The sequence below is a fragment of the Methylobacterium sp. ap11 genome (assembly GCF_900110515.1).
GTDB lineage: Bacteria > Pseudomonadota > Alphaproteobacteria > Rhizobiales > Beijerinckiaceae > Methylobacterium > Methylobacterium ajmalii.
This window is the reverse complement of the sequence record NZ_FOEB01000037.1, coordinates 1-22749: the sequence shown is the minus strand read 5'-3', so window position 1 is coordinate 22749 and position 22749 is coordinate 1. Positions and strand designations below refer to the sequence as shown.

The window sequence follows — 22749 nt, the reverse complement described above, 5'->3', positions numbered from 1 at the left end:
TCATGCGCTACACGTTCGGTGGCGACGAGCACGTCTTCGTCGAGGTCGACGAGGCGATGTCCCTCGACGCCTTCTTCCGCAGCCTCTCGATCACCAACGCGGTGCGCGACAGCCGCATCCGCGGCGTCACCGAGATCTGCCCGGCGAACGCCTCGTTCCAGATCCGGTTCGATCCCGACGTCATCGCCCCGGACGACCTTCTCAGGGAGCTGAGGAGCCTCGAGGGCGCCGGCGGCGGCGGGGCCGAGCTGAAGACCCGGATCATCGAGATGCCGGTCTTCTACGACGACCCCTGGACCCGCGAGACCCTGATGCGCTTCCGCGAGCGCCACCAGGACCCGCAGGCCACCGACCTCGAATACGCCGCGCGGATCAACGGCTACCCGGACGTGCCGGCCCTCGTCGCGGCGCATGCCGGCTCGCCGTGGTTCGTCTCGATGGTCGGATTCGTGGCGGGGCTGCCGTTCCTCACCCAGATGGTCCCGCGCGACAAGCAGATCCAGGTGCCGAAATACCTCCGCCCGCGCACCGACACGCCGAAGCTGACGGTCGGCCACGGAGGCTGCTTCGGCGCGATCTACTCGGTGCGGGGGGCGGGCGGCTACCAGATGTTCGGCATCACCCCGATGCCGATCTACGACCCGGCGCAGACCATCAGCTACCTGCGCGAATTCATGATCCTGTTCCGGCCCGGCGACATCGTGAAGTTCCGATCCATCGGGCGCGACGAGTACGACGCGACGGTCGAGGATGTCGCGGCCGGGCGGTTCAGCCCGGTGATCCGACCGGCCGATTTCTCGCTCGCCGCGTTCCAGGCCGATCCGGCGGGCACCAACGCCGCGCTGCTGGAGGGGCTCCATGGCTGAGGCCGCATCCATGATCGAGATCGTCAAGCCCGGCCTGTCGACGACGGTGCAGGACCTCGGCCGGCCCGGCTACTACCATCTCGGCATCCCGCTCTCCGGAGCGATGGACCGGGAGGCCCTGATCGCCGCCAACCTCCTCGTCGGCAACGACGAGGGCGCGGCCGCCCTGGAGGCGGTCTTCCTCGGGCCGGAGATCCGGTTCGCCGCCGACGCCGTGGTGGCGGTGACGGGAGCCGAGATGCCGCCCAAGGTCGACGGGATCGAGCAGCCGGGATGGACCGCCTTTCCGGTCCGGGCCGGCCAGGTCCTGTCCTTCGGCTTCCTGAAGGCGGGCGCGCGGGCCTACATCGCGGTCGCGGGCGGCCTCGACGTGCCGGTGGTGCTGGGCTCGCGGTCGACCTACGCGCTGGGCGCCCTCGGCGGCCACGAGGGACGGCCGCTCAAGGCCGGCGACCGTCTCACCCTCGGGCCCGCGCGCCCGGCGCCGGCGGGCCGCGCCCTGCCGGCGGACCTGCGGCGCATCCCCGAGCCGGTGCTGCGGATGCTGCCCGGCCTCTACGACCACCGGGTCACCCCGGAGGCCGTCGAGCGGTTCCTCGCCGATACCTGGAAGGTCGCCCCGGAGGCCGACCGGATCGGCTACCGCTTCCGCGGCGGGCAGCCCCTCGCTTTCGTGCCGCGCAAGCCGCCGTTCGGCGCCGGCTCCGACCCCTCGAACATCGTCGACAGCGGCTACCCGTACGGCTCGATCCAGGTGCCGGGCGGCACGGAGCCGATCGTGCTGCACCGCGACGCGGTCTCGGGCGGCGGCTACTTCATGATCGGCACGGTGATCTCCGCCGACATGGACGTGATCGGGCAGTTCCAGCCGCACCAGCCGGTGCATTTCGTCCGCACCGATATGGCGGGCGCGCTCGCGGCGCGGAAAGAGGGTGCGGACCGCCTCGCGCGGATTCGCGCGGCGCTCGCGTGACCCGCGCCCGGCCTCACCCCCCGGCACCGGTCCACGCCGCGTGGACCGCGCCGGAGGCGGTATCGGGCTTGGCCTCGCCGATGAAGATCACGACCGGGCCGTGCGCGTCGCGGCGGGGGTCGTAGAAGTCGAGGAGGTGCGGGTCGCGGTGCTGGAGGAAGTCCGGCCGCAGGCCCTGCCGGCACATCAGGTGGTCGATGACGACCTGGTCGCCGTGGACCGCGTTCGGCACCGGGCCGCAGGCGCCGGCGGTCATCCAGCGTTCCGGCTCGGCCGCGAACGCCTCGTACAGGAAGGCGAGTTCGTCGCCCTGCCAGCGCAGCAGCGCGCTCGAGACCCGCCCCTTGTGGAAGTAATCCTCCATGGCGGCGAGGCCGGGCTCGGCCAGCGCGTCGGCCGGCCCGGTGAACACGGTGTCGAGGTCGCAGAGAAGCACCGGGCCCTCGACCGCGAGGTCGGGCCGGAACGCCTCCATCTTCGCCCACCAGGCCGGCCAGTCGTGGCGAAGGCCCACCGCCTCGACGCCCGCCGCCGCCAGGGAGGCGAGGGCGAGCGGCGTATCGGTGAGGCAGAGGATCCGGGTGAAGCCCGGCGCGTGGCGGCGCACGCCGCGGGCGAGGCGCTCGACCCAGGTCGCGTCGTAGCGGCCGCCGCTCTTGAGGACGGTGATCAGGGTCGCCATGCGGGGTCTCACGCGTCGGTCGGGGGAGGGTGCAGGCGCAACCGGCCCGCCGCGGCGGCGCAGGCGCACCAGGCCCGCTCGGCCGCCCAAGGGTGGCCGGGCCAGCCAGCGAAGCCGAAGCCGTGCGCCTCGACCGGGTCCGCCGCGGCGGGGCGCCCGGCGAGGAGGGCGAGCACCGTCAGGAAGCCGGTGCTCGGGTTCGGGCGCTCGCCCGCGAGCGGCCCGAGGTCGGCCCGGGCCGCGTCGTGCAGCGCCTCGGGCAGGATGTGGACCGGCTTGCCGAGGGGACCCAGCATCGCCAGCGCCTCGCGGGTGAAGCAGATCGGCTCGGGGCGGTTATGGGCCTCGGGCAGCATCGGAAAGGGCAGGATGAAGGCTTGGGCCCGGCGCACGACCGGGCGGTCGCAAAACCCCGGATCGTCCAGCCACTCGCGCATCTGCCCGCCGCGATTGACGAGAACGAGATGGGTGATGCGCGAGCCCGCTCGCCCGCCGAAGCCCGCGGCGTTGTTGAAGCGCACGACGCTCGCGCCCGCGTCGATCGCAACTGCAGCGTCGACGCCCGGCGCGTTGCCCACCACCACGACCGGGCCGTGAAGGGACGGACCCGGCCACGCGGCGCGGAGGGGATCGGGGGCGGGCATGGGGCGGTGACGGTCCCGGGGTGGCGAAGTGCGCCGTCGTGCGGCCACGCTTTCGCGGATAGGACGGGGAAGTATGGCGCCCGGCCCGGGGCGACCAGCCCCGACCGTCCCGGAGCCCCCGCGATGACCGCCGAGAGCGGACCTGCCCGCCGCTGCTTCCTCTGCGCCGCCGCCATGCTGGCGCCGAGCACGCGACGCCTCGCCTATCCGAACGGCCGCGAGCGCGCTTTTTCGATCGCCTGCGGCTCCTGCGGCGTGCTGACGGCGCCGGGCGCGGACCCGGCCCGCTGCCGGGACGACCTGGCCCGGCGCCTCCGCGAGGCGGTCTTCGTTCCCGATCCGGACGCCGCCTACGGCCTCGACATCTACACCCTGCGCAGCGCGGCGACCCAGCTCGGCCGCGGCCTGCGCCCGCGCGGTCCCGACGACCGGGCCGCCCTGATGCAGCCCCACGCGGTGCGCGCTGCCGAGGCCGTCCTGTACGACCTCGCCGCGGGACCGGGACGCCCCGTCTCCCTCGGGCTGATTGCCCGGGCGGCCGAGCGCGACGCGGTGCTGGCCGGTCTTGCACCCCACGCCGCCTGGACCGACGACGTCGTCCTGCTCCTCGACGCCGCGGCCTCGCCGCCCCGCCCGGTCGCGGTCCCGGGATTCGCCGACGGCGCCGTGCGGGTCGCGACCCGGCCGCTCTCGGGCGATTTCGCGGCCCAGCGCAACGCCCTTCAAGCTCAGGCGCGCCACCCCTGGATGCTGCAGCTCGACGCCGACGAAACGATCGATCCCGCCCTCGGCCGGGCGTTGCCCGCGCTCGCGGCGCTGGCCGAGGACGGCGACGTCGTCTCGATTGGGCTGCCCCGGCGCAACCGGGTCGACGGGATCTTCTCGGATGTCTACCCGGACGTGCAGTACCGGCTGAACCGGGCCGAGACCCGCTATACCGGCCGCGTCCACGAGCGGCCGGTCCTCCATGGGGGCTGGCCCCGCAGCCTCCTCGCCCTCACCGGGGCGATCGATCACGGCTTAAGCCTCGCCCATGTCCGGGCGCGCTCGCGGACCTACGAGAGCCTCGATCCCGGGCGCGGGCGGCCCGAGGAGGAGGAGGCGCTGCTGCGGCCCTATCGGGGGTGAGGACCACCTCGCGCCGCCGCGATCGCCCTGCGGTACAGGTCGAGCGTCTCGACCCCCAGGCGCGCCCGGTCGAACCGCCCGGCCGCCGCCAGCGCCCGGGCGCGGTAGGCGAGGCGCAGGGCCGGATCGCGCAGGAGCGGCCGCAGGGCGTCGGCGAGTGCCGGGCCGGTCGCCTCCGCGGCGAGCGGTCCCGCCCCGGGCGCGCCCACGAAGGCGCGGGCGCTGGCATCCTGCGCGCAGGCCACCACCGGGCGGCCATACGCCAACGCCTCCTGGTAGACGAGGCCGAAGCTCTCGTAGCGCGAGGGCGCGAGGACGACGTGGGCGTGTCGATAGGCGTCGTCGAGCCCCGCCGCACCGATCCGGCCGCGGGCCTCGACCCGGGCGCGGGCCGGGGCGGCGAGGTCGGTGGGCAGGTCCTCCGGCGGCACCCCGACGAGGTCGAGCCGGAACGGCGGCAGGGCGCCCCGCTCCTGCTCGTCGGCGAGGATCGCGAGAGCGGCCATGAGCGCGTCGAAGCCCTTGCGCGCTTCCGCCCGGCCGACGAAGAGGAGCCGCACCGGGCCTTGCGTCCCCGGGTAGGCGGCGGCCAGGGCGCCTGCCGCGATCTCGGGCGGCAGGCTCAGCCCGATCACCGCGGCCGGTTGGCCGCCCGAGAGCCGGTAGGCGGCGTCGATCACCGCGGCGTGCGCGGCGGTGTTGGCGATGAGGCCGGCGCTGCCCCGTGCCTGGCGCCGTTCGAGGGCGTCGGCGCTCCTCCCATCCAGGTGGTCGCGCAGGTTGGGCGCCGGGCCCCGGGTGAAGGCGGCCGGCGTCGAGGAGCGGGTGACCAGCGGAAGATCCCGGCGCTCGGCGAGCAGCACGGCCGGGGCGTACCAGTTCGTCGCCTCGACGACGTCGAAGGGTGCCTCGCGATGGGCGGCCAGCACCGCGCGGCGAAAGGCGAGGGGTGCCGCGAGATGGCCGAGCGAGCCCCAGCGGCGCAGCCGCGCCAGGGCGCCCCGCGGCGGCAGGGCGAGGCCGACGACCCGGACGCCGCCGGCCTGCGCGGTGCCGGCGCGGTCGAGGGTGAACACCGTCACGTCGGCGCCGGCTTCGGCCAGGCTCTCGGCGATTTCCCGGGCCGCGGTCGAGAGGCCGCTCGGGGCCGGCGGGTAGTCCCAGGTCAGGAGGGCGGTGCGCATCAGCGGCCGAGGAGGCGCCGGTAGAGGGCGAGGTAGTCCCGCGCCATGCGCTCGGCGGTGAACCGCTCCTCGAAGCGGCGGCGCACGCCCGCCCGGTCGATGGTGCCGATCCGGGCGAGCGCCGCGACGGCTTCCTCCTCGGAGGAGACGACGAAGCCCGTCACCCCGTCCTCGACGATCTCCGGCACCGAGCCGCGGTTCCAGGCGATCACCGGCGTGCCGCAGGCCATCGCCTCGATCATCACGAGGCCGAACGGCTCCGGCCAGTCGATCGGGAAGAGGAGGGCGATCGCCTCGCGAAGGAGCGCGCCCTTGCCCGCATCGTCGACCGGCCCGAGATAGACCGCGTCCTCGCCTAGCAGCGGGCGCACCGCCCGGTCGAAGTAACCCGGATTGCCGACGTCGATCGTGCCGCCGAGCCGGATCGGCAGGCCGGCGGCCCGGGCGACCCGGATCGCGGCGTCGGGCCGCTTCTGGTCGGTCAGCCGGCCGACGAAGGCGAGGTGGCGGCCCGGCGCCGGGGAGGCGGCGTAGCGGTCGCGGTCGATGCCGTGATGAATTACCCCGGCACGGTTCGCCACCGGGATGCCGGCGGCCTGCGCGGCCGAGATACCCGCGACCGGCAGATCCGGAAATCCCTGGAAGAACAACGCACGGTCGAGCTCGTCGACCCGCCAGTGGATCGTCGTCAGGCTGTGGCGACGGCGCTCGCCGAGCAGCGCCGCATGGGCGAACTCGCCGTGGCAATGGACGATGTCGAACGCGTCGAGGTGCTGGCGCAGGGCCTCGAGCTGCAGCGCGTCGAGCGCCGCCGGCACCCCGGGCGCGACCGGGCCGTGGCGCCGCTCCAGGGCCGCGAGGCTCGGATAATTACCAATACGGGGTAAGTGTGTCGCACTGTCCGACGGGGCGAACAGCGTTACCTCCACCCCCAAGCTTCGCAGCGCCGTGCTGAGGTCGTGGATGACCCGTTCCGTGCCGCCGTGATGCTCCGGGGGAATGGGAAAGATGTTCGGAGCGACTTGGGCGACACGGATACTTTGGGTGGCTTCGATCACGAAAGATACCTCACGCGAACCGTCCTGTCTTTGCGGCGCCTCTGCTGCGGCAGCGGCGTGATGTTCGTTCTGCACGTCGCCCTGCAGGGCTGCCTGCGCGGTCGGGATGTCGTCTACGGGCTCACCGCCGATACCGGCGGCCATATCCGCTACCTGCTCGATCTCGTCGCCGCCTCGGCCCAGGATCCCGGGATCGACCGGATCGTGGTGGCGACGCGGCGCTTCGACGGTCCGCCCGGCCCCGACTACGCCGTGCCCGAAGAGCGCCTCGGCGACAAGGTCGCGCTCGTGCGGCTGGCGAGCGCGTCCCCGGGCTACCGGACCAAGGAGGAGATGCACGCGGAGGTGGCAAGCCTCGCCGAGAGCCTGATCGCCTGGATCGGCGCGCAGGCGCGCGCGCCCGACCTTCTCCACGCCCATTACGCCGATGCCGCCGCGGTGGCGGCGATCGTCGAGGAGCGCCTCGGCATCCCGTTCGTGTTCACCGCCCACTCCCTCGGCCGGGTCAAGGCGGCGACGCTGGGGGAGGGGGCCGCGAACCGTTCCGACCTCGCCCGCCGGATCGCCACCGAGGAGCGGGCGCTGTCCCGAGCGAGCCTCGTCGTCGCCTCCTCGCGTGACGAGGCCGAGGTGCAGTACGCCGGCTACGATGCCTACGATCCCGGCCGGATCCGGGTGCTGCCGCCGGGCAGCGACCTCGCCCGCTTCGCCGACAGCCGGCCCGACCCGCGGGTCGACGCCACGCTCGCGCGCTTCCTGCACGAGCCCGGGAAGCCGGTGCTGCTGGCGCTCGCCCGCCCGGTGGCGCGCAAGAACCTCGCGGCCCTGGTGCGGGCCTACGGCGAGAGCGCGGAGCTGCAGGCGCGGGCGAACCTCGTCCTGATCGCCGGCACCCGCCAGGACATCGACGCGCTCGACGGCGACATGGCCGCGACGATGCGCGACCTCCTGGTGCTGATCGACCGCTACGACCTCTACGGCCGGGTCGCCTACCCGAAGACCCACCGGCCCGAGGACGTGCCGGCGCTCTACGCCCATGCCCGCGTGCGCGGCGGCCTGTTCGTCAACCCGGCGCTGAACGAGCCGTTCGGGCTGACGCTGCTCGAGGCCTCCGCCGCCGGCCTGCCCCTCGTCGCGACCGACAGCGGCGGGCCCAACGACATCGTCGAGACCTGCGGAAACGGAATCCTGGTCGATCCGCGCCAGCCCGACGCCATCGCGGCGGCGGCCCTGCGCATCCTCGACGATCCGGCCTTCTACGCGGCTTGCGTCGCCGGTGGGGCACGGGCGGCGGCGGCCTACGACTGGGACAGGCACGCCGCGCGCTACCACGCGCTGCTGCGGGCGCTGCACGCCCCCGTGCCGCCGATGCGGGCGCCGCGCCAGCTCCTGATCAGCGACATCGACAACACGCTCGTCGGCTGCCGGGCCGGCTTGAGCACCTTCCGCCGCTGGCGCAGCCGGCAGGCCGCGCTCGCCTTCGGGGTCGCGACCGGGCGCTCGTTCCACAGCGCGATGGCGATCCTGGAGCAGCAGGACAGCCCGCGCCCGCAGGTGATGATCACCTCGGTCGGCTCCGAGATCTACCATCTCGACGCGAACGGCGTGACCTACACGGCCGACGCGGCCTGGCGCGAGACCGTCGCGGCCGGTTGGGAGCGGGAGGCGATGCAGGCCGCGCTCGACGGCCTCGACGGGATTGCGCCCCAGGGCCCCCTGGAGCAGCGCGCGTTCAAGCTGAGCTATTTCGGCGACGCCGCCGCGGCGGCCCGGGTCCGCGCCCGGCTCGCCCTGGCGGGGTTGCGGGCGAGCGTGATCCACAGCCACGGCCGCTACCTCGACGTGCTGCCGGAGCGGGCCTCGAAGGGCACCGCCGTCGATCACGTCCGCGCGCTCTACCGCCTGCCCGAGCGGGCGGTGTTCGTCGCGGGCGATTCGGGCAACGACGTCGAGATGCTGCGCGCCCGCGCGCAAGCCATCATCGTGGCGAACTATTCCGACGACCTCGCCGGCCACGCGGCGCTCCAGCATTCCTACGTTGCCCGCGCTTCGCATGCCCGCGGCATCATCGAGGGCGTGGGCCATTTCCGCCGGGTGCTCGCGTCCCAGGTCCTCGAAGCCCATGCCGGCTGAACCCGGCGCGGTGAGCGTGCTCACCCTGGTGCGCGGCCGGGCCGACCGGCTGCGCCACCTGATGCGCGGGCTCGCCCGCCAGACGGCCCCTCCGCGCGAATTCGTCATCGCCTGGATGCAGCCCGAGGCCGAGCCGGACCTGCCCGATCCCGGCTGCCCGGTCCGCCACCTGCACGTCCCGGGCGAGCCGATGCCGCTCGCCGGTGCCCGCAACCGGGCGGCGGAGGCGGCTTGCGGCGACCTCCTGGTCTTCCTCGACGTCGACTGCATCCCGAGCCGCGACCTCGTCGCCGCCTATGCGGCGGCGGCGGCGCGGACCGACGGGCTGTTCCTCGGTGAGGTCCTGTACCTGCCGCCCGGCGGCCTGCCGGCGGCCTTCGCCGCGCCCGACGACGCGACCCTCGACCGGCTCGGCCGCGTCCACCCGGCCCGGCCCCCGGTGCCGGCGGCGGGGATCCGCCCGGAGCCGGATGCCGGCCAGCTCTGGGGCCTGTCCTTCGCCTTGGCCGCCCGGGCCTGGCACGCGGTCGGCGGCATGGACGAGACGTATGCGGGCTATGGCGGCGAGGAGACCGACCTCGCGGCGCGCCTGGCGGGCAGCGGCCTGCCGACCTTCTGGGTCGGGGGCGCGCGGGCCTATCACCAGCACCACCCGGTCCACGTCCCGCCGCTGCAGCACTTCGAACCGATCCTCGCCAACGCGACGCGCTTCCGGGCCCGGCACGGGCGCTGGTGTATGACCTACTGGCTCGGCCAGTTCCGCGACGCCGGGCTGATCACCTGGGACGAGGAGGCGGAATCGATCCGCCTGCTGCGCGCCCCGACCGAATCCGAGATCGCCGCCGCCTCGCGGCCCGACGCCCTGTTCTCCTGACGACCGAGAGACCATGAAGAAGCCGATCGCATTCTTCGTCCACCACCAGGGACGGGGGCACGCCAACCGCACGATGGCGGTGGCGGCCGAGTTCGCGCGCGACCGCCCGGTCTCGGTGCTGACGGCCGGCCCCCACCTGTTCGACGGGTTCTCCCGCGACATCGAGATCGTCGCCCTGCCGAACATGATCGGCGCCGCGGTGCCGACCCCGCGCCTCTACGCCGAGCCGACGCCGCAGGTGATGCATTGCGTGCCCCTCGGCCTCGCCGAGATGCGCCGGACGATGCGCCAGATCCTCGACCACCTCGACGAACGCGGGATCGGCCTGTTCGTCGTCGACGTCTCGGCGGAGATCGCGCTCTTGTCGCGCATCGCCAGCGTGCCGGCGGTGCAGATCCGGATGCACGGCGATCGCCAGGATATCGGCCATGTCGGGTCCTACGAGGCCTGCGTCGGGATGCTGGCGCCGTTCGATCCTAGGCTGGAGCAGGACGACTACCCGGCGCACTTGCGCGCCAAGACCTTCTACTGCGGCGGGCTGTGCACCAGCGTCGACCGGGTGCCGGACCAGGCCGAGGCGCGGGCGCGGCTCGGGCTCGATCCCGACCGCGAGATCGTCGTGGCGGTGACCGGGGGAGGGGGCAGCGGCACGCCCTACGCGCCCCTCACGGTCGCGGCCCGGGCAGCGCCGGACGCCCTGTGGCTGACCCTCGGGCCGACCCACCGCGAGGGCCACGAGACCGATTTCTCGAACCTGCGCGAGCTCGGCTGGGTGCCGTCCGTCACCGACTACCTGGCGGCGGCCGACATCGTGGTGGCCTCGGCCGGCGACAACACGGTGCACGAGGTCGCCCGGGTCGGCGGACGGCTGATCGTGATGCCGGAATGGCGCTATTTCGGCGAGCAGACCCGCAAGGCGGAAGCCCTGGTGCGCCTCGGCGCCGCCGTCCAGGCGCCTGTCTGGCCCGGCGACCTCCAGGGTTGGCGCGACCTCCTCGCGCGCGCCCGCGCCCTCGACGGGACGGCGCTGCGGAGCCTCTACGCGCCGGACGCCGCCGCGCGCGCTGCCGGCTGGCTCGAGGGGCTGACCGACGCGCTCTGGCAGGGCGCCGCCGAGCCCCAGCAGGCCGCCGCCCCGCTGCGCGTCGTCGCGGCCGGCTAAAACCCGTCCGATCCCCCCTTGCCGGAGCCCGGAGCCCGCATGTCCACCGTTTCCGTCGTGACCCTGGCCAAGGGCCGGCCGGCGCATCTCGCCAATGTCCTGCGCGGCCTGGAGCGCCAGACGCAAGCCCCCGTCGAGTTCATCGTCGCGGTGATGCAGGACGACCTCTACGACCTGCCCGCGTCGTCGGTGCCCGTGCGCCAGATCCGGGTGCCGGGCGAGGCCCTGCCGCTCGCCGCCGCGCGCAACCGCGGCGTCGCGGCCGCGACCGGCGACGCCGTGGTCTTCCTCGACGTCGACTGCATCCCCGCGCCCGACCTCGTCGCCGACTACGCGCAGGGGCTCGCCGCCCTCGACGGCCTGCTGATGGGCGAGGTGCTGCACCTGCCCGAGGCCGCGACCCTCGGCGCCTGGACCTACGAGGGCCTGGCCGGGGTCGCGGAAAAGCACTCCGACCGCCGCGGGCCCCCGGCCGCGGGACTCGAGATCTGCCGCGACTACCGCTGCTTCTGGTCGCTCAACTTCGCGATCCGCCGCGCCACCTTCCTGGCCACCGGGGGCTTCGACGAGCGCTATACCGGCTATGGCGGCGAGGACACCGATTTCGGCAAGGCCCTCGACCAGCGCGGCCTGCCGATCGCCTGGATGAAGGGCGGGCTCGCCTATCACCAGTACCACCCCCACCACATGCCGCCGGTCCACCACCTCGACAGCGTGGTGCGCAACGCCGAATTGTTCGAGGCCAAGTGGGGCTACCGCACCATGGGGCACTGGCTCCACGCCTTCCGGGTGATGGGCCTCATCGACGACACCCCCGACCGGCCGATCCGCATCCTGCGCCGCCCCGACGCCGGCGACCTCGCGCTCACCGGCCAGCAGGGCCACCAGCCCTACACCAATTCCGCTTCCGTCATCCGCGCCATCGAGGCCCGCGAGGCGCCGGTGCAGGACGCGGTGCCTGCGTGAGGATCGCGCTGCTTACCCATCTGCGCCATCCGATCGCGCCGCCCTTCGCGGGCGGACTCGAGGCCTATTGCTGGCACCTCGCCGAGGGGCTGACCGCGCGGGGCCACGACGTGGTGCTGTTCGCCTCCGGCGACAGCGACCCGCGCTTTTCCCTCGACCCGGTGAGCCCGGTCCACCACGAGAAGAGCTTCCCGGGCCTCGAGCACCGGGGCGATGCCGGGCTACGCGCCCATGTCGACGCCGCCTACGCGGCGGCGCTCGACCGGATCGGCGCCGGCGGCTTCGACGTGGTGCACAACAACTCGCTGAGCCGGCTGCCGCTGGAACGGCGGCGCACCGACGCCGTCCCGACGCTCACCTCCCTGCACGCGCCGCCCTACGACGCGCTCCACTGGTTCGTGCACGATAGCCCGTCGCCGCACCACCGCCTGACCGCGACCTCGGCCGCCCACCTCGCCGCCTGGTGGCCGGACGGCGCCCCGCCCGAGGCGTCCGTCCTGCCCAACGGCATCGATCCCGCCGCCTGGCCCTTCGGCGCGAAGGGGGACGGCAGCGCCGCGTGGAGCGGGCGCCTGACGCCGGTGAAGGGCGCCCACCACGCGATCGCGGCGGCGAGGAGCGCCGGCCTGCCCCTGACCCTGTTCGGCCCGATCGAGGAACCGGATTACTGGGAGACGGGGATCCGCCCGCTCCTCGGAGGGGCGATCCGCTACGGCGGCCATCTCGCCGGAGCGGCGCTCGCCGCCGAACTGGCCCGCGCCTCCTTGTTCCTGTTCACCCCGTGCTGGGACGAGCCGTTCGGGCTCGCGGCGATCGAGGCGATGGCCTGCGGCCTGCCGGTGGCGGGCTTTGTCCGCGGCGCGGCCCCGGAGGTCGTCGGCGAGGCCGGGTGCCTGGTCGCGTCCGAGGATGCCGCGGCGCTGGCCGGGGCGATCCCGGCGGCGCTCGCCATCCCGCGAGAGATCCCGCGCGAGCGGGTGCTGCGCCTGTTCACCCGCGAGCGCTGGCTCGACCGCTGCGAGGCGCTCTACGCGGCACTCCGCGCCGGCGACGCGTCTTCCCCGTTTCCCGCATCCCGAGCCGCACCATGACCCGCCAGACGATCATCGACGCGCTGTGGCACGGCCGCGATCCGTTCGCGAACCCGCCCGAGGCCCTGCGCCCCCTCGACCTCCAGGGTTGGCGCAGCATCCACCCCTACCTGGAGGAGGCGGTGCGCGAGTGGCGGCCCGGCACGGTCGTCGAGATCGGCGCCTGGAAGGGGGCGAGCGTGCTCTATCTCGCCAGGACGATGGCCGAGCACGCCGTGTCCGGCACGGTGATCGCGGTCGACACCTGGCTCGGCGCCGTCGACCACTGGGCCGACCCGGCCTTGTTCGCGGAGCTGAGTCCCGAGCACGGCTATCCGAGCCTCTACCGCACCTTCCTGGCCAACGTCCTGCACGAGGGCATGCGCGATCGGGTGGTGCCGCTCCCGCTCGATTCGGTGAACGCCGTCGAGCTGATGCGCCTGCGCGGGCTGTCGGCCGACGTGATCCACCTCGATGCCGGCCACGAGGAATCCTCGGTGGCGGCCGACCTGCGGGCATGGTGGCCGGTCCTGCGCCCCGGCGGCCTGTTCATCGCCGACGATTACGACAGCCAGGGCGGGAAATTTCCCGGCGTCGCCCGGGCGGTCGACGCGTTCTGCGCCGAGCACGGGCTGGCGGGGCCGTGGTCGCTGCGGGGCAAGGCCAAGTTCCTGAAGCCGCTCGCCGCCGCGTGATCCCGGCGGATCGTCCCGCGGGCACCCCGGCGGCGAGGCCTGGCGCGCCTCCGCCGGGGTGCCCGTCCCCGCCTCAGGCGGCGATCTTCCGGCACTCGGCCGCGCAGCGGCGGCAGGAGTCGCGGCAGGCGCGGCACTCGGCGATGTCGGGGAACTTGGCGCATTCCGCCTCGCAGGCGGTGCAGATTTCGGCCACGGCCCGGGCCATCGCCGGGGTGCGGGGCGAATCGACGGCGGCCAGCGTCTGAAGCGCCGCGCAGGCATGGACGAGGTCGTAGGTCGACCGCGTGCACGCCGCCATGCGGGCGTCGTTCATCGCCAGCATGGCGAAGCAGTGCCGCAGGCAGTCGTTGCCGGTGGCGACGCATTCGGCGCTCGATGCGGCGAGGGCGGCGAACCGCGTCGGATGGTCGTGCGGTGCCCCGGCCGGCGCCGATCCGTGATCGTGGTCGTGCGCGTGATCGGCCGCCGCGGCCCTCGTCGCCGCGCCGCCCGCGAGGCCTGCCAGCGCGCCCGCCGCGATGAATTGCCGTCGTTCCATGTCGATCCGTCCTTCTCGGTCCCTGCCCCTGGGGCACGCCCTACTACACGCGCGACATCGCGGCGGCGACCGGTCTCGTCCGCCGCCCGTCGGCGCACCATGCGCCGGTCCCGGCACGCCGATCCCGGGTAGCGAATGGCGCGGGGCTTGCCTCCACGGCGGCACGCCGAGGAGGGGGGACACGCCGCGCGCTGCCGTCGCCTTCGAGGCTTTACGACACTCGCCGAGGGAGAGACCCATGAAGCGCGAAGACCTCACCGAGAAGCTGCTCGACATCAAGCGCGAGAAGGGCTGGACCTGGAAGCACATCCAGGACGAGATCGGCGGCATCTCGCCGATCCTGATCACCGCCGCCTGCATGGGCCAGATGAAGCTGCCCAAGGCCCAGGCCGCCAAAGCCGCCGCCCTGTTCGGCCTGACCCAGGCCGAGGAGCGGATGCTGAACGAGGCGCCGTATCGCGGCTCGATCCCGTCGATGCCCCCGACCGACCCGCTGATCTACCGCTTCTACGAGCTGGTGATGGTCTACGGCACCACCTGGAAGGAGCTGATCCAGGAGGAATTCGGCGACGGCATCATGTCGGCGATCGACTTCAACATGACGATGGAGCGCGAGCCCAACAACAAGGGCGACCGGGTCAAGATGAACCTGTCGGGCAAGTTCCTGCCCTACAAGTACTACGGCAACGAGGAGGGCGTGCCCGAATACGGCTTCAAGGAGAGCTGAGGCGGGAAGCGACCGGCGCCCAGCGGGCGCCGGCCGTCACGAAGCGTCTCGCCGCCGCCCGCCCCGCCGCCGCGGCTCCGGCGCAGCCCCCATCCCGGCGCCCCCTTGCCGCGTCCGTCTTTTGCGGTCCAGGACAGCGTTCAGCGGACCGAATGATAACGCCCGATCCGCTCGCGGCCCGGGACAAGGCCGGACATCGTGGGAGGACCGGGATGGCACGCAGCCGACGGGCTCCGGGGGCGCGTGGCGCCGGAGCGATGGTGTGGACGCGCCGGGACCGCGGTCCTCGCGCCGGTGACGGCCCGCGCCGACGGCGACGTGCTCAGGATCGGCATCATCGCCGACATGAGCGGCCCGTACATCGAGGGCACCGGCGAGGGTTCGGTCGCCGCCGCGCGGCTCGCGGTCGAGGATTTCGGCCCGACGGTTCTGGGCAGGCGGATCGCGATCATCTCGGCCGATCATCAGAACAAGCCCGACATCGCCTCGATCATCGTGCGCAACTGGATCGATACGAAGGGCGTCGACGTGGCGGCGGAGGGCGTGAATTCCGCGGTCGCGCTCGCGGTCCAGGCGGTGACGCGGGAGCGCGGCAAGATCTTCCTGATCTCCGGCGCCGGCTCCTCCGACCTCACCGGCAATTCGTGCTCGCCGACCGGCGTGCACTGGACCCACGACACCTACGCCTCGTCGAACGCCACGGCCAAGACCCTGGTCGCCCGGGGCGAAAAATCCTGGTAGTTCCTCACCGCCGATGACGCCTTCGGTCATGCGCTGGAGCGCGACGCGGCCCGGGCGGTCGAGACGGCGGGCGGGCAGGTCCTCGGCAAGGTCCGCCACCCCTTCAACAATCCCGACTTCTCGTCCTTCCTGCTCCAGGCCCAGGGATCGCCCGCCAAGGTGATCGCGCTCGCCAACGCGGGCAGCGACTTCGCCAACGCGGTCAAGCAGGCGCACGAATTCGGACTGACCCAGTCCGACAAGACCGTCGCGGCCTTGCAGGTGACCTTGACCGACGTCGCGTCCCTCGGCCTCGAAGCGGTTCAGGGCGCGCTGTTCACCGCCAGCTTCTACTGGGACCGCACGCCGGAGACCCGGGCCTATGCCGAGCGGTTCTACGCCCTGCGCAAGGCGATGCCGACCGCCTACCAGGCCGGCGTGACCTCGGCGCTCACCCCTACCTGGAGGCGGTGAAAGCCACCGGCAACACCGAGGCCGCCGCCTTGATGGCGAGGATGCGCGAGACTCCCGTGAACGACTTCTTCGCGCAGGGCGGCAAGGTCCGGGCCGACGGCCGCATGGTCCACGACATGGTCCTGATGCGCTTCAAGACGCCGTCCCAGTCGGGGAGCCGCTGGGACCTCTACGAGTTCGTCGCCACGGTGCCGGGCGACGAGGCGTTCCGGCCGCTCGATGAAGGCGGGTGCCCGTATGTCCGGAACTGAGCCCGCCGCCGATCTCGCCGCTCTGGTCCGGCCCGGCGCGGTCGCGATCGTCGGTGCCTCGCCGACCCGACCCGCATCGGCGGCCGGCCGATCGCCTATATGCTGCGCGCCGGCTTCCGGGGCGCGATCCTACCGGTGAATCCCAACCGGGCCGAGGTGCAGGGACTCGCCTGCTTCCCCTCCGTGGCGGACCTGCCGCAGGCGCCCGACGTGGCGGTGATCGCGGTGCCGGGGGCGGCAGCGCTCCAAGCGGTCGAGGAGCTGGGCGCGCGGGGCACGCGCTTTGCCATCCTGTTCACGGCCGGTGCATTCGTCGCCTTGCGCCGGGAATGACGCAAGAGTCCCGCCGCCGAGCCGATGCACCGGCCATCGCCCGGTCATACAGCGGTTCCATAACCTACCTTATGCGACTCGAGTCTTTGCTCGAACGCGCACCGAGGCCCCCGGAATTGCCGCCCATCGCGAGGCCGCATCATGACAAGAGCCGGAGAGTCTGACATGGTGGCATGCCCTCGGCCAGAGGCGTCGCGCGACCGTTTCCGCGAGCCGTTACGGCCTCGCCGTCCTCCCCGGCGCGATCCTCCGCAGGGCTGGAACCGGGAAGCTCCTTCGTGAACCAGCAGACGACCAGGCTCGACCGGATCGACATGAAGATCCTGATCGAGCTGCAGAGGAACGGTCGCATGACCAACGTGACCCTGGCCGAGGCCGTCGGTCTGTCGGCGAGCCCGTGCCTGCTGCGCGTCAAACGGATGGAGCAGGCCGGCTACATCACCGGCTACGGCGCCCATATCGCCCTGCCGAAGCTCGGCGAGACCGTGACGGTATTCACGGAAATCACGCTAAACGGCCATACGCCGGAATACTTCCAGCGCTTCGAGCAGGCCCTGCGCAAGGTCGACGAGGCGATGGAGGGGCATCTGGTCAGCGGCGGCTACGACTACCTGGTGAAGTTCGTCACCCGCGGCCTGTCGCACTACCAGGACGTGATCGAGGCGCTGCTCGAGCGCAACGTCGGCATCGCCAAGTATTTCAGCTACATCGTGCTGCGCACGCCGATCGTGAAGTCCGAGCTGCCGCTCGCCACCCTGTTCGGCGAGGAACGCTGAGGCCGGCGCGACGTCCTGCGAGAGCCGATATCGCGCTTGATCGCCGTGACCGGGTGCCACCCGCATGGCCCCGTATTTCGTCCGGCGACCCGGGCGAGGTCTTCGGCGGCGCGGCACGGGCGATGCAGGGCAATTCCAATTTGTCGCCCGCCCGTCCCGCCCCGGCGAACGGTCCGCAGGAGCCGCATTTTCCTTCGACGAATCCGACCCCGCTGCGCCGGAAGATGCACTATCCGAGAGCCTGGCTGGTGAGCGCGAACACGCGGGCGGGCCCGGTCGCGGGCGGCGTCCCGCGGGTCATCTGCACGACCCGGTCGACGTTGCCAAGGCCGCAGGCCTCCGCGAAGGCGACGAGGGGACCGTCGCGCTCCGGGGTGTCGAGGCGCAGGAAGCTCCCCGCATGGGCGCGCACGTGCGGGCTCGCCAGCGCCACCGCCTGTGCGGCATCGGGCGCGACGAGCGGACCGACGACGTGGCCGCGGCCGAAGGGCCGGCAGATCGAGAAGCCGGTGATCCGGCCCCCCTCCTCCAGGACGAAGGTCCGCCCGACCCGGCGCAGCGCCGCCAGCATCCGGCTGCGGTCGCCGCCATAGGCCTCGCCGTCGAGGGCCGCGATGGCCGGCCAGTCGGCCTCCTGCGCCTCCCGCACCCGGCCGTCGGCGACCGCCGCGGCCGCGTCGGCGACGCCCTGGTACTGCGCGATCATGCGGGTGGCGCGAAAGCCCTCGGACTCGTAGAGGCGCTGGCCCGCGGCGGTGGCGACGAGGCGTAGGACGCGCGAGCCGGCCGCCGAGAAGATCTCCCGCATCACCCGCCGGCCGGTGCCCCTGGCCTGCATGCGCGGCGAGACGATCACCATGCCGATCGTGGCCAGTCCCTCGCCGAAGGGCCACCACATCGCCGAGCCCATCACCCGACCGGCATCGTCGCAGGCGACGACGCCGTGGCCGAGCTCCAGCACCAGGCGCCAGTCGTCCGCCCGGTGCGGCCAGCCTACCTCGACCGAGAGGCCGTGCACCGCCTCGATGTCGGCCTCGGTCAGCGGGCGGATCGTCGTCAGGGCGATCGTGGCCGAGTTCGTCATCGGGCGGTCTCTCCGTGATGCGGGCCGGTCGAACGGGAAGGACGCCCCGGTTCTGCACCGGCGACCGGGGCGCCGCAAAGGGGCGACGGTCAGAGACCGCCCATGTGCAGCGACTTCAGCTCGAGGTACTCGTCGATGCCGTAAGCCGAGCCCTCGCGGCCGAGCCCCGACTGCTTGACGCCGCCGAAGGGCGCCGCCTCCATCGAGACGGTGCCGGTGTTGAGCCCGACCATGCCGAATTCCAGCGCCTCGCCGACCCGCCAGGCCCGGCGGATGTCGGAGGTGAAGAAATAGGAGGCGAGGCCGAACGGCGTCGCGTTGGCGATGGCGATCGCGTCCTCCTCGCGGGAGAAGCGCATCAGCGGGGCGAGCGGCCCGAAGGTCTCCTCGACGGCGAGCCGCATCCCCGTATCGGCGCCGGTCAGCACCAGTGGCGGCACGAAGCGGCCGCGCACGGCGTCGGGATCGCCGGCGACGAGCCGTGCCCCCCGGGAAAGCGCGTCGTCGAGATGGGCCATGACCTTGGCGCTGGCGGCGTCGTTGATCAGCGGACCGATGGCGACGCCCGCCTCGAAGCCGTTGCCGACCCGAAGCCCGGCGGCGGCCTCGGCGAGGCGGGCGACGAAGCGGTCGTGGATGCCGTCCTGCACCAGGATGCGGTTGGCGCAGACGCAGGTCTGGCCGGCATTGCGGAACTTCGAGGCCATCACGCCGGCGATCGCGAGGTCGAGGTCGGCGTCGTCGAACACGATGAACGGAGCGTTGCCGCCGAGCTCGAGGCTGAGCCGCTTGATGGTCGGGGCCGACTGGGCCATCAGCAGCCGGCCGACACCGGTCGATCCGGTGAAGGACAGCTTGCGGACGGTCTCGCTGCCGGTCATCTCGGCGCCGATCGGCGCGGCCTGCCCGGTGACGACGCTGAACACGCCCTTCGGCACCCCGGCCCGCTCGGCCAGCACCGCGAGCGCGAGCGCCGAGAACGGGGTCAGGTCGGCGGGCTTGACCACGATCGGGCAGCCGGCGGCGAAGGCCGGGGCCACCTTGCGGGTGATCATCGCGATCGGGAAGTTCCACGGCGTGATCGCCGCGCAGACGCCGACCGGCTCCTTGAGCACCAGCACCCGGCGGTCGCCGACCGGCGCGGTGAAGACGTCGCCGGTGATGCGGCGGGCCTCTTCCGCGAACCACTTCACGAAGCTCGCCCCGTAGGCGACCTCGCCGCGGGCCTCCGCCAGCGGCTTGCCCTGCTCGGCGGTCATGATCGCCGCCAGGTCCTCGGCGTTCGCGAGGATCAGGGCGTTCCAGCGCTCGAGGATCGCCGCCCGCTCCGCCGGCGCGGTGCGGCGCCAGGCCGGGAAGGCCGCCTCGGCGGCGGCGATCGCCGCGCGGGTCTCGTCGGCGCCGCAATCCGGCACCGTGCCGAGGGTCTCTCCCGTCGCCGGGTCGGCGACCGGCAGGGTGCCGCCGGATCCGGCGTCGCGCCACTCGCCGGCGACGAAGGCCTGGAAGCGCAGGAGCGCGGGATCGCGCAGGCTGTCCTTGGTGAACATGGCACTCTCCGAAGCGGGTGTCGCGCCAGCGGGGCTGGCCGCGATCCGGGGGCCAGCGGGACGGCGACGATCGAGGCGGGAAGACCCTGGCGACGCCGGGCCGTCCGGGTGGAAGGTCGGGGCTGGCCGGTCGATGGCACGGACCTCGGCGGTCGCGGCGCGGCGCTCCCGCGAACACGCGGTGCCGTCCGTCGTGCGGATGTGCGCCGGGGCGGTCGAAGCCGCGGCGGTCCCGGACGGCGACGTCCCGGCGGCAAGGCGTAGCTGGGACGTCGAGGTTCAGAATCCGGCTCCGGGCGCGCTCGGTGCCGCCGGCAGCCGGGCCGCCGCGGTTACAGGCCGAGCAGCCCCGGCAAGCCGCGAATGTCCTTGATCTCGTGGTAGCCGTAATAGGGATTCGCCGGCTCGTGGCCGCGGTTGACGAAGACCTTGTTGATGATCCGCATGTCGTGCGCGGTCATCAGGTCGTAGCGGAAGCTCGAGGAGCAGTGCAGCACGTCCTCGGGGCCGCAGCCGAGCTGGTCGAGCATGTACTCGAAGGCCTGCATCCGCGGCTTGTAGGCCTGGGCCTCCTCGGCGGTGTAGGCGGCATGGAACGGCGCGCCGAGCTTGGCGACCGAGTGTGGGATCAGGTCCTTCATCGAGTTCGACAGGATCACCAGGGGGAACTCCTTGGCGACCTTCGCCAGTCCCTCGACCGTGTCGGGATGCGGGCCCCAGGTCGGCACGGCGGCGTAGACCGCGTCGGCGTCGCTGTCGCGGTACTCGACGCCGTTGCGCTTGCAGGTGCGGACCAGCGCGTTGGCGACCACGTCCTTGTAGGGCTTCCACGCGCCCAGCACCTCGTCGAGGCGGTAGGCGGAGAAATCCTCCACGAAGGCGTCCATCCGCTCCGCCGGCACCCGGTCGGCGTAGAGACGGCGGGCGACGGGCGCCATCTCGAAATAGATCAGTGTGCCGTAGCAGTCGAAGGTGATGTACTTGGGCGCCAGGCGGGCCATCGGGGATCTCCCTGCGGGGGTTCAGCCGTGATGGAACCCTACGGCGCCCCGACGGCGGCGCGACGCCGTTGTGGAGGTCCCGAAAGCCGCGATCCTGCGCTTTCGCCGCCGCCGCACGGCAGGTCCTGCCGGGGCGGCCACGGCGGGAAACGCCCCCCCCCGATGACGCGGCGTCCGGGACCGGGGTGGAGATCTCGTGCGGCAGCCTGTGCCGCCACGCAGCCGGCCGGCGCGACGATTCTCCCTGCGAACCCGTTCCGTTCGGCCTTCCCTGCGACCCGATGCCGGTATCGTGGCGGGAGGGAGCGCCGTTCCCGGCCGCCACACCCCACGCACCGAGGTCCGCCATGACCACCCTCATCGCCTACAAGTCGGACCCGGTCCGGGGTGCCGTCTGGCACGACATCTTTTCCCGCGAGGCCCCGGACCTGCGCCTCGTCGACTGGGCGCCCGAGGGCGAGACCGCGCAGGCCCGCTTCCTCGTCGCCTGGACGCCGCCCGAGGACCTGCCGCGGGCGATGCCGCGGCTCGAAGCCCTCTTCTGCATCGGCGCCGGCATCGACCACCTCCCCGTCGCGGCCTTGCCGCCCGCCGTGACGGTGGTGCGGATGGTCGACCCGGATCTCACTGCCTCGATGGTCGAATACGTGACGATGGCGGTGCTGGCGCTGCACCGCGACCTGCCGTTCTACCGCACCGAGCAGGCCGCCGGGCGCTGGACGCCCCGGGCCGTGCGGCCGGCGGCGATGCGCCGGGTCGGCATCATGGGGCTCGGCGTCCTCGGCCAGGCCGCGGCGCGGGCGGTGGCGGGTTTCGGCTTCCCGGTCCGCGGCTGGAGCGCGACGCCGAAGGACCTCGCCGGGATCGAGACCTTCGCGGGGGACGCCGCCCTGGGCGATTTCCTCGCCGGCACCGACATCCTGGTCTGCCTGCTGCCGCTCACGCCGGCGACGCGAGGGCTCCTCGATCACCGCCTGTTCGACCGCCTGCCGGACGGCGCCAGCCTGGTGAATACCGGTCGCGGCGGCCACGTCGTCGAGGCCGACCTCCTCGCCGCGCTCGACCGCGGCCGGCTCGGCGGTGCGATCCTCGACGTCCTCGCGGCGGAGCCGGCACCGGCCGATCATCCGCTCCTCTCGCATCCGCGCGTGATGGTGACCCCGCATGTCGCGAGCGCCACCCAGCCCGCCGGCGCCGCCCGGCAGGTGATACAGGGCGTGCGCGCACATCTGCGCGGCGAGCCGATCCCCCATGCGATCGATCGCGGACAGGGCTATTAGCGCAGGCCCTCGAGACGCCCCACGGTGTCGGGCACGCCGTCGGTGCCGTCGATCCCGTTCCCGGGCCGTCGTCGTCTCGGCGATCCCCCCGGCCCCGTGTTGACAGGGGAGCCGGCTACCCTTAGACAGCCGCTCACCGACGGGGCGCCGACGAACTGGCCGCCGCGCCGTACCTCCCCAGAGACGACGAAGCAAGGGCCAGGGCAACCCGGCGCTGCTTTCCGTTTCCGAGAAGGTCGAGATCCGGCTTCGACCGGATCGGCTCTTTGACAAGTTCATACGAGAAAGAGAAGCGTGGACGGCGTCGTCCCTGCGGATCGGATCTTCGGGTCTGGTCGTGAGTAGGATGATGCTGGTCCGACGTTTCGGTGCTCACACGATCAGGTGGAAACGCCGATCGGTCGTGAGCCTCCGTTACTATTGTGATCAGCTATGATCAGCTCTTCAACTTGAGAGTTTGATCCTGGCTCAGAGCGAACGCTGGCGGCAGGCTTAACACATGCAAGTCGAGCGGGCCCTTCGGGGTCAGCGGCAGACGGGTGAGTAACGCGTGGGAACGTGCCCTTCGGTTCGGAAT

General features: G+C 72.9%; 21 protein-coding genes, 1 rRNA gene and 2 pseudogenes. 16 read left to right on the top strand and 8 right to left on the bottom strand.

The annotated features are described in order from the left end of the window. The first annotated feature begins 2 nt into the window (after window positions 1–2). Window positions 3–866 carry a 5-oxoprolinase subunit B family protein gene (locus BMX97_RS30350; protein ID WP_091754848.1) on the top strand — a complete coding sequence of 288 codons (864 nt, stop codon included), beginning with the start codon at window positions 3–5 and terminating at the stop codon, window positions 864–866. After that, window positions 859–1839 carry a 5-oxoprolinase subunit C family protein gene (locus tag BMX97_RS30345; protein WP_091754847.1) on the top strand — a complete coding sequence of 327 codons (981 nt, stop codon included), beginning with the start codon at window positions 859–861 and terminating at the stop codon, window positions 1837–1839. The genes BMX97_RS30350 and BMX97_RS30345 overlap by 8 nt, the downstream gene beginning before the upstream one ends. Window positions 1840–1852: 13 nt before the next feature. Here the strand turns inward: BMX97_RS30345 and BMX97_RS30340 are convergent, their stop codons facing one another. Together BMX97_RS30340 and BMX97_RS30335 are read right to left on the bottom strand one after the other, a co-directional pair. Further along, window positions 1853–2521 carry a hypothetical protein gene (locus BMX97_RS30340; protein ID WP_091754846.1) on the bottom strand — a complete coding sequence of 223 codons (669 nt, stop codon included), beginning with the start codon at window positions 2519–2521 and terminating at the stop codon, window positions 1853–1855. Between the two features lie 8 nt (window positions 2522–2529). Then, window positions 2530–3165 carry a hypothetical protein gene (locus BMX97_RS30335; RefSeq protein ID WP_091754845.1) on the bottom strand — a complete coding sequence of 212 codons (636 nt, stop codon included), beginning with the start codon at window positions 3163–3165 and terminating at the stop codon, window positions 2530–2532. A gap of 123 nt (window positions 3166–3288) precedes the next feature. Here BMX97_RS30335 and BMX97_RS30330 point away from each other — a divergent pair, with 123 nt between their 5' ends. Further along, the gene (locus BMX97_RS30330; protein ID WP_091754844.1) at window positions 3289–4293 is read left to right on the top strand and encodes a glycosyltransferase family protein; all 1005 of its coding nucleotides are present in this window, start codon (window positions 3289–3291) and stop codon (window positions 4291–4293) included. Here BMX97_RS30330 and BMX97_RS30325 read toward each other — a convergent pair. Both BMX97_RS30325 and BMX97_RS30320 read right to left on the bottom strand, forming a co-directional pair. Continuing rightward, window positions 4281–5477: a glycosyltransferase family 4 protein gene (locus tag BMX97_RS30325; RefSeq protein ID WP_091754843.1), complete on the bottom strand. Its 1197-nt coding sequence runs from the start codon at window positions 5475–5477 to the stop codon at window positions 4281–4283. The two genes, BMX97_RS30330 and BMX97_RS30325, sit on opposite strands and share 13 nt — an antisense overlap. Continuing rightward, window positions 5477–6514 (bottom strand): glycosyltransferase family 4 protein, encoded by a 1038-nt coding sequence (locus BMX97_RS30320; RefSeq protein WP_348273144.1) that lies wholly within the window; start codon window positions 6512–6514, stop codon window positions 5477–5479. The genes BMX97_RS30325 and BMX97_RS30320 overlap by 1 nt, the downstream gene beginning before the upstream one ends. A gap of 81 nt (window positions 6515–6595) precedes the next feature. On the opposite strand from BMX97_RS30320, the gene BMX97_RS30315 reads away from it, so the two are divergent. Genes BMX97_RS30315 through BMX97_RS30290 form a run of 6 tightly spaced genes read left to right on the top strand, consistent with a single transcriptional unit; the run spans window position 6596 to window position 13435 of the window. Beyond that, complete coding sequence (locus BMX97_RS30315) at window positions 6596–8668, top strand: HAD-IIB family hydrolase (RefSeq protein ID WP_091754842.1); 2073 nt, start codon at window positions 6596–6598, stop codon at window positions 8666–8668. Continuing rightward, window positions 8658–9542 carry a glycosyltransferase family 2 protein gene (locus tag BMX97_RS30310; RefSeq protein ID WP_177202405.1) on the top strand — a complete coding sequence of 295 codons (885 nt, stop codon included), beginning with the start codon at window positions 8658–8660 and terminating at the stop codon, window positions 9540–9542. The genes BMX97_RS30315 and BMX97_RS30310 overlap by 11 nt, the downstream gene beginning before the upstream one ends. 13 nt (window positions 9543–9555) lie before the next feature. After that, window positions 9556–10704: a glycosyltransferase gene (locus BMX97_RS30305; protein WP_091754841.1), complete on the top strand. Its 1149-nt coding sequence runs from the start codon at window positions 9556–9558 to the stop codon at window positions 10702–10704. Window positions 10705–10743: 39 nt separating this feature from the next. Further along, window positions 10744–11670, top strand: coding sequence for a galactosyltransferase-related protein (locus tag BMX97_RS30300; RefSeq protein ID WP_091754840.1), 927 nt, complete (start codon window positions 10744–10746; stop codon window positions 11668–11670). Continuing rightward, entirely contained in the window at window positions 11667–12761 is a 1095-nt protein-coding gene (locus BMX97_RS30295) for a glycosyltransferase (RefSeq protein ID WP_091754839.1), read from the top strand. Before BMX97_RS30300 ends, BMX97_RS30295 begins: the two co-directional genes overlap by 4 nt. Continuing rightward, entirely contained in the window at window positions 12758–13435 is a 678-nt protein-coding gene (locus tag BMX97_RS30290; protein ID WP_091754838.1) for a class I SAM-dependent methyltransferase, read from the top strand. The genes BMX97_RS30295 and BMX97_RS30290 overlap by 4 nt, the downstream gene beginning before the upstream one ends. A gap of 73 nt (window positions 13436–13508) precedes the next feature. Here the strand turns inward: BMX97_RS30290 and BMX97_RS30285 are convergent, their stop codons facing one another. Beyond that, window positions 13509–13976, bottom strand: coding sequence for a four-helix bundle copper-binding protein (locus BMX97_RS30285; RefSeq protein WP_091754837.1), 468 nt, complete (start codon window positions 13974–13976; stop codon window positions 13509–13511). Between the two features lie 238 nt (window positions 13977–14214). Between BMX97_RS30285 and cynS the strand changes: the two genes are divergently transcribed. The 5 genes and pseudogenes from cynS (at window position 14215) to BMX97_RS30265 (ending at window position 17257) form a co-directional block, all read left to right on the top strand. Then, window positions 14215–14703, top strand: a complete 489-nt coding sequence (gene cynS, locus BMX97_RS30280) for a cyanase (RefSeq protein WP_060849863.1) — start codon at window positions 14215–14217, stop codon at window positions 14701–14703. A gap of 345 nt (window positions 14704–15048) precedes the next feature. Next, a pseudogene (locus BMX97_RS30275) lies at window positions 15049–15897 on the top strand (ABC transporter substrate-binding protein). Further along, the gene (locus tag BMX97_RS34040) at window positions 15894–16148 is read left to right on the top strand and encodes a hypothetical protein (protein WP_244538725.1); all 255 of its coding nucleotides are present in this window, start codon (window positions 15894–15896) and stop codon (window positions 16146–16148) included. The pseudogene BMX97_RS30275 and the gene BMX97_RS34040 overlap by 4 nt, the downstream one beginning before the upstream one ends. Window positions 16149–16220: 72 nt before the next feature. Further along, a pseudogene (locus tag BMX97_RS30270) lies at window positions 16221–16481 on the top strand (CoA-binding protein); the annotation flags it as partial. Window positions 16482–16759: 278 nt separating this feature from the next. Beyond that, the gene (locus BMX97_RS30265) at window positions 16760–17257 is read left to right on the top strand and encodes an Lrp/AsnC family transcriptional regulator (RefSeq protein ID WP_280142829.1); all 498 of its coding nucleotides are present in this window, start codon (window positions 16760–16762) and stop codon (window positions 17255–17257) included. Window positions 17258–17486: 229 nt separating this feature from the next. On the opposite strand, the gene BMX97_RS30260 is transcribed toward BMX97_RS30265, so the two are convergent. From BMX97_RS30260 to BMX97_RS30250, 3 genes are all read right to left on the bottom strand, one after another. Continuing rightward, a complete protein-coding gene (locus tag BMX97_RS30260) occupies window positions 17487–18341 on the bottom strand; it encodes a GNAT family N-acetyltransferase (protein WP_091754835.1) in 855 nt (284 codons plus the stop codon). Between the two features lie 89 nt (window positions 18342–18430). Further along, a complete protein-coding gene (locus BMX97_RS30255; RefSeq protein WP_091754834.1) occupies window positions 18431–19891 on the bottom strand; it encodes an NAD-dependent succinate-semialdehyde dehydrogenase in 1461 nt (486 codons plus the stop codon). Between the two features lie 332 nt (window positions 19892–20223). Continuing rightward, window positions 20224–20892: a haloacid dehalogenase type II gene (locus BMX97_RS30250; protein WP_091754833.1), complete on the bottom strand. Its 669-nt coding sequence runs from the start codon at window positions 20890–20892 to the stop codon at window positions 20224–20226. A 347-nt stretch (window positions 20893–21239) separates the two neighbouring features. On the opposite strand from BMX97_RS30250, the gene BMX97_RS30245 reads away from it, so the two are divergent. Together BMX97_RS30245 and BMX97_RS30240 are read left to right on the top strand one after the other, a co-directional pair. Next, window positions 21240–22172: a 2-hydroxyacid dehydrogenase gene (locus BMX97_RS30245; RefSeq protein WP_091754832.1), complete on the top strand. Its 933-nt coding sequence runs from the start codon at window positions 21240–21242 to the stop codon at window positions 22170–22172. Window positions 22173–22617: 445 nt separating this feature from the next. Further along, window positions 22618–22749, top strand: a 16S ribosomal RNA gene (locus tag BMX97_RS30240); the annotation flags it as partial.

Excerpts from the sequence above, each read along its gene's own strand:
- BMX97_RS30350 (WP_091754848.1), top strand. The coding sequence starts at position 3 with ATGCGCTACACGTTCGGTGGCGACGAGCACGTCTTCGTCGAGGTCGAC.
- BMX97_RS30345 (WP_091754847.1), top strand. The coding sequence starts at position 859 with ATGGCTGAGGCCGCATCCATGATCGAGATCGTCAAGCCCGGCCTGTCG.
- BMX97_RS30340 (WP_091754846.1), bottom strand. The coding sequence starts at position 2,521 with ATGGCGACCCTGATCACCGTCCTCAAGAGCGGCGGCCGCTACGACGCG.
- BMX97_RS30335 (WP_091754845.1), bottom strand. The coding sequence starts at position 3,165 with ATGCCCGCCCCCGATCCCCTCCGCGCCGCGTGGCCGGGTCCGTCCCTT.
- BMX97_RS30330 (WP_091754844.1), top strand. The coding sequence starts at position 3,289 with ATGACCGCCGAGAGCGGACCTGCCCGCCGCTGCTTCCTCTGCGCCGCC.
- BMX97_RS30325 (WP_091754843.1), bottom strand. The coding sequence starts at position 5,477 with ATGCGCACCGCCCTCCTGACCTGGGACTACCCGCCGGCCCCGAGCGGC.
- BMX97_RS30315 (WP_091754842.1), top strand. The coding sequence starts at position 6,596 with ATGTTCGTTCTGCACGTCGCCCTGCAGGGCTGCCTGCGCGGTCGGGAT.
- BMX97_RS30310 (WP_177202405.1), top strand. The coding sequence starts at position 8,658 with ATGCCGGCTGAACCCGGCGCGGTGAGCGTGCTCACCCTGGTGCGCGGC.
- BMX97_RS30305 (WP_091754841.1), top strand. The coding sequence starts at position 9,556 with ATGAAGAAGCCGATCGCATTCTTCGTCCACCACCAGGGACGGGGGCAC.
- BMX97_RS30300 (WP_091754840.1), top strand. The coding sequence starts at position 10,744 with ATGTCCACCGTTTCCGTCGTGACCCTGGCCAAGGGCCGGCCGGCGCAT.
- BMX97_RS30290 (WP_091754838.1), top strand. The coding sequence starts at position 12,758 with ATGACCCGCCAGACGATCATCGACGCGCTGTGGCACGGCCGCGATCCG.
- BMX97_RS30285 (WP_091754837.1), bottom strand. The coding sequence starts at position 13,976 with ATGGAACGACGGCAATTCATCGCGGCGGGCGCGCTGGCAGGCCTCGCG.
- cynS (WP_060849863.1), top strand. The coding sequence starts at position 14,215 with ATGAAGCGCGAAGACCTCACCGAGAAGCTGCTCGACATCAAGCGCGAG.
- BMX97_RS30260 (WP_091754835.1), bottom strand. The coding sequence starts at position 18,341 with ATGACGAACTCGGCCACGATCGCCCTGACGACGATCCGCCCGCTGACC.
- BMX97_RS30255 (WP_091754834.1), bottom strand. The coding sequence starts at position 19,891 with ATGTTCACCAAGGACAGCCTGCGCGATCCCGCGCTCCTGCGCTTCCAG.
- BMX97_RS30250 (WP_091754833.1), bottom strand. The coding sequence starts at position 20,892 with ATGGCCCGCCTGGCGCCCAAGTACATCACCTTCGACTGCTACGGCACA.
- BMX97_RS30245 (WP_091754832.1), top strand. The coding sequence starts at position 21,240 with ATGACCACCCTCATCGCCTACAAGTCGGACCCGGTCCGGGGTGCCGTC.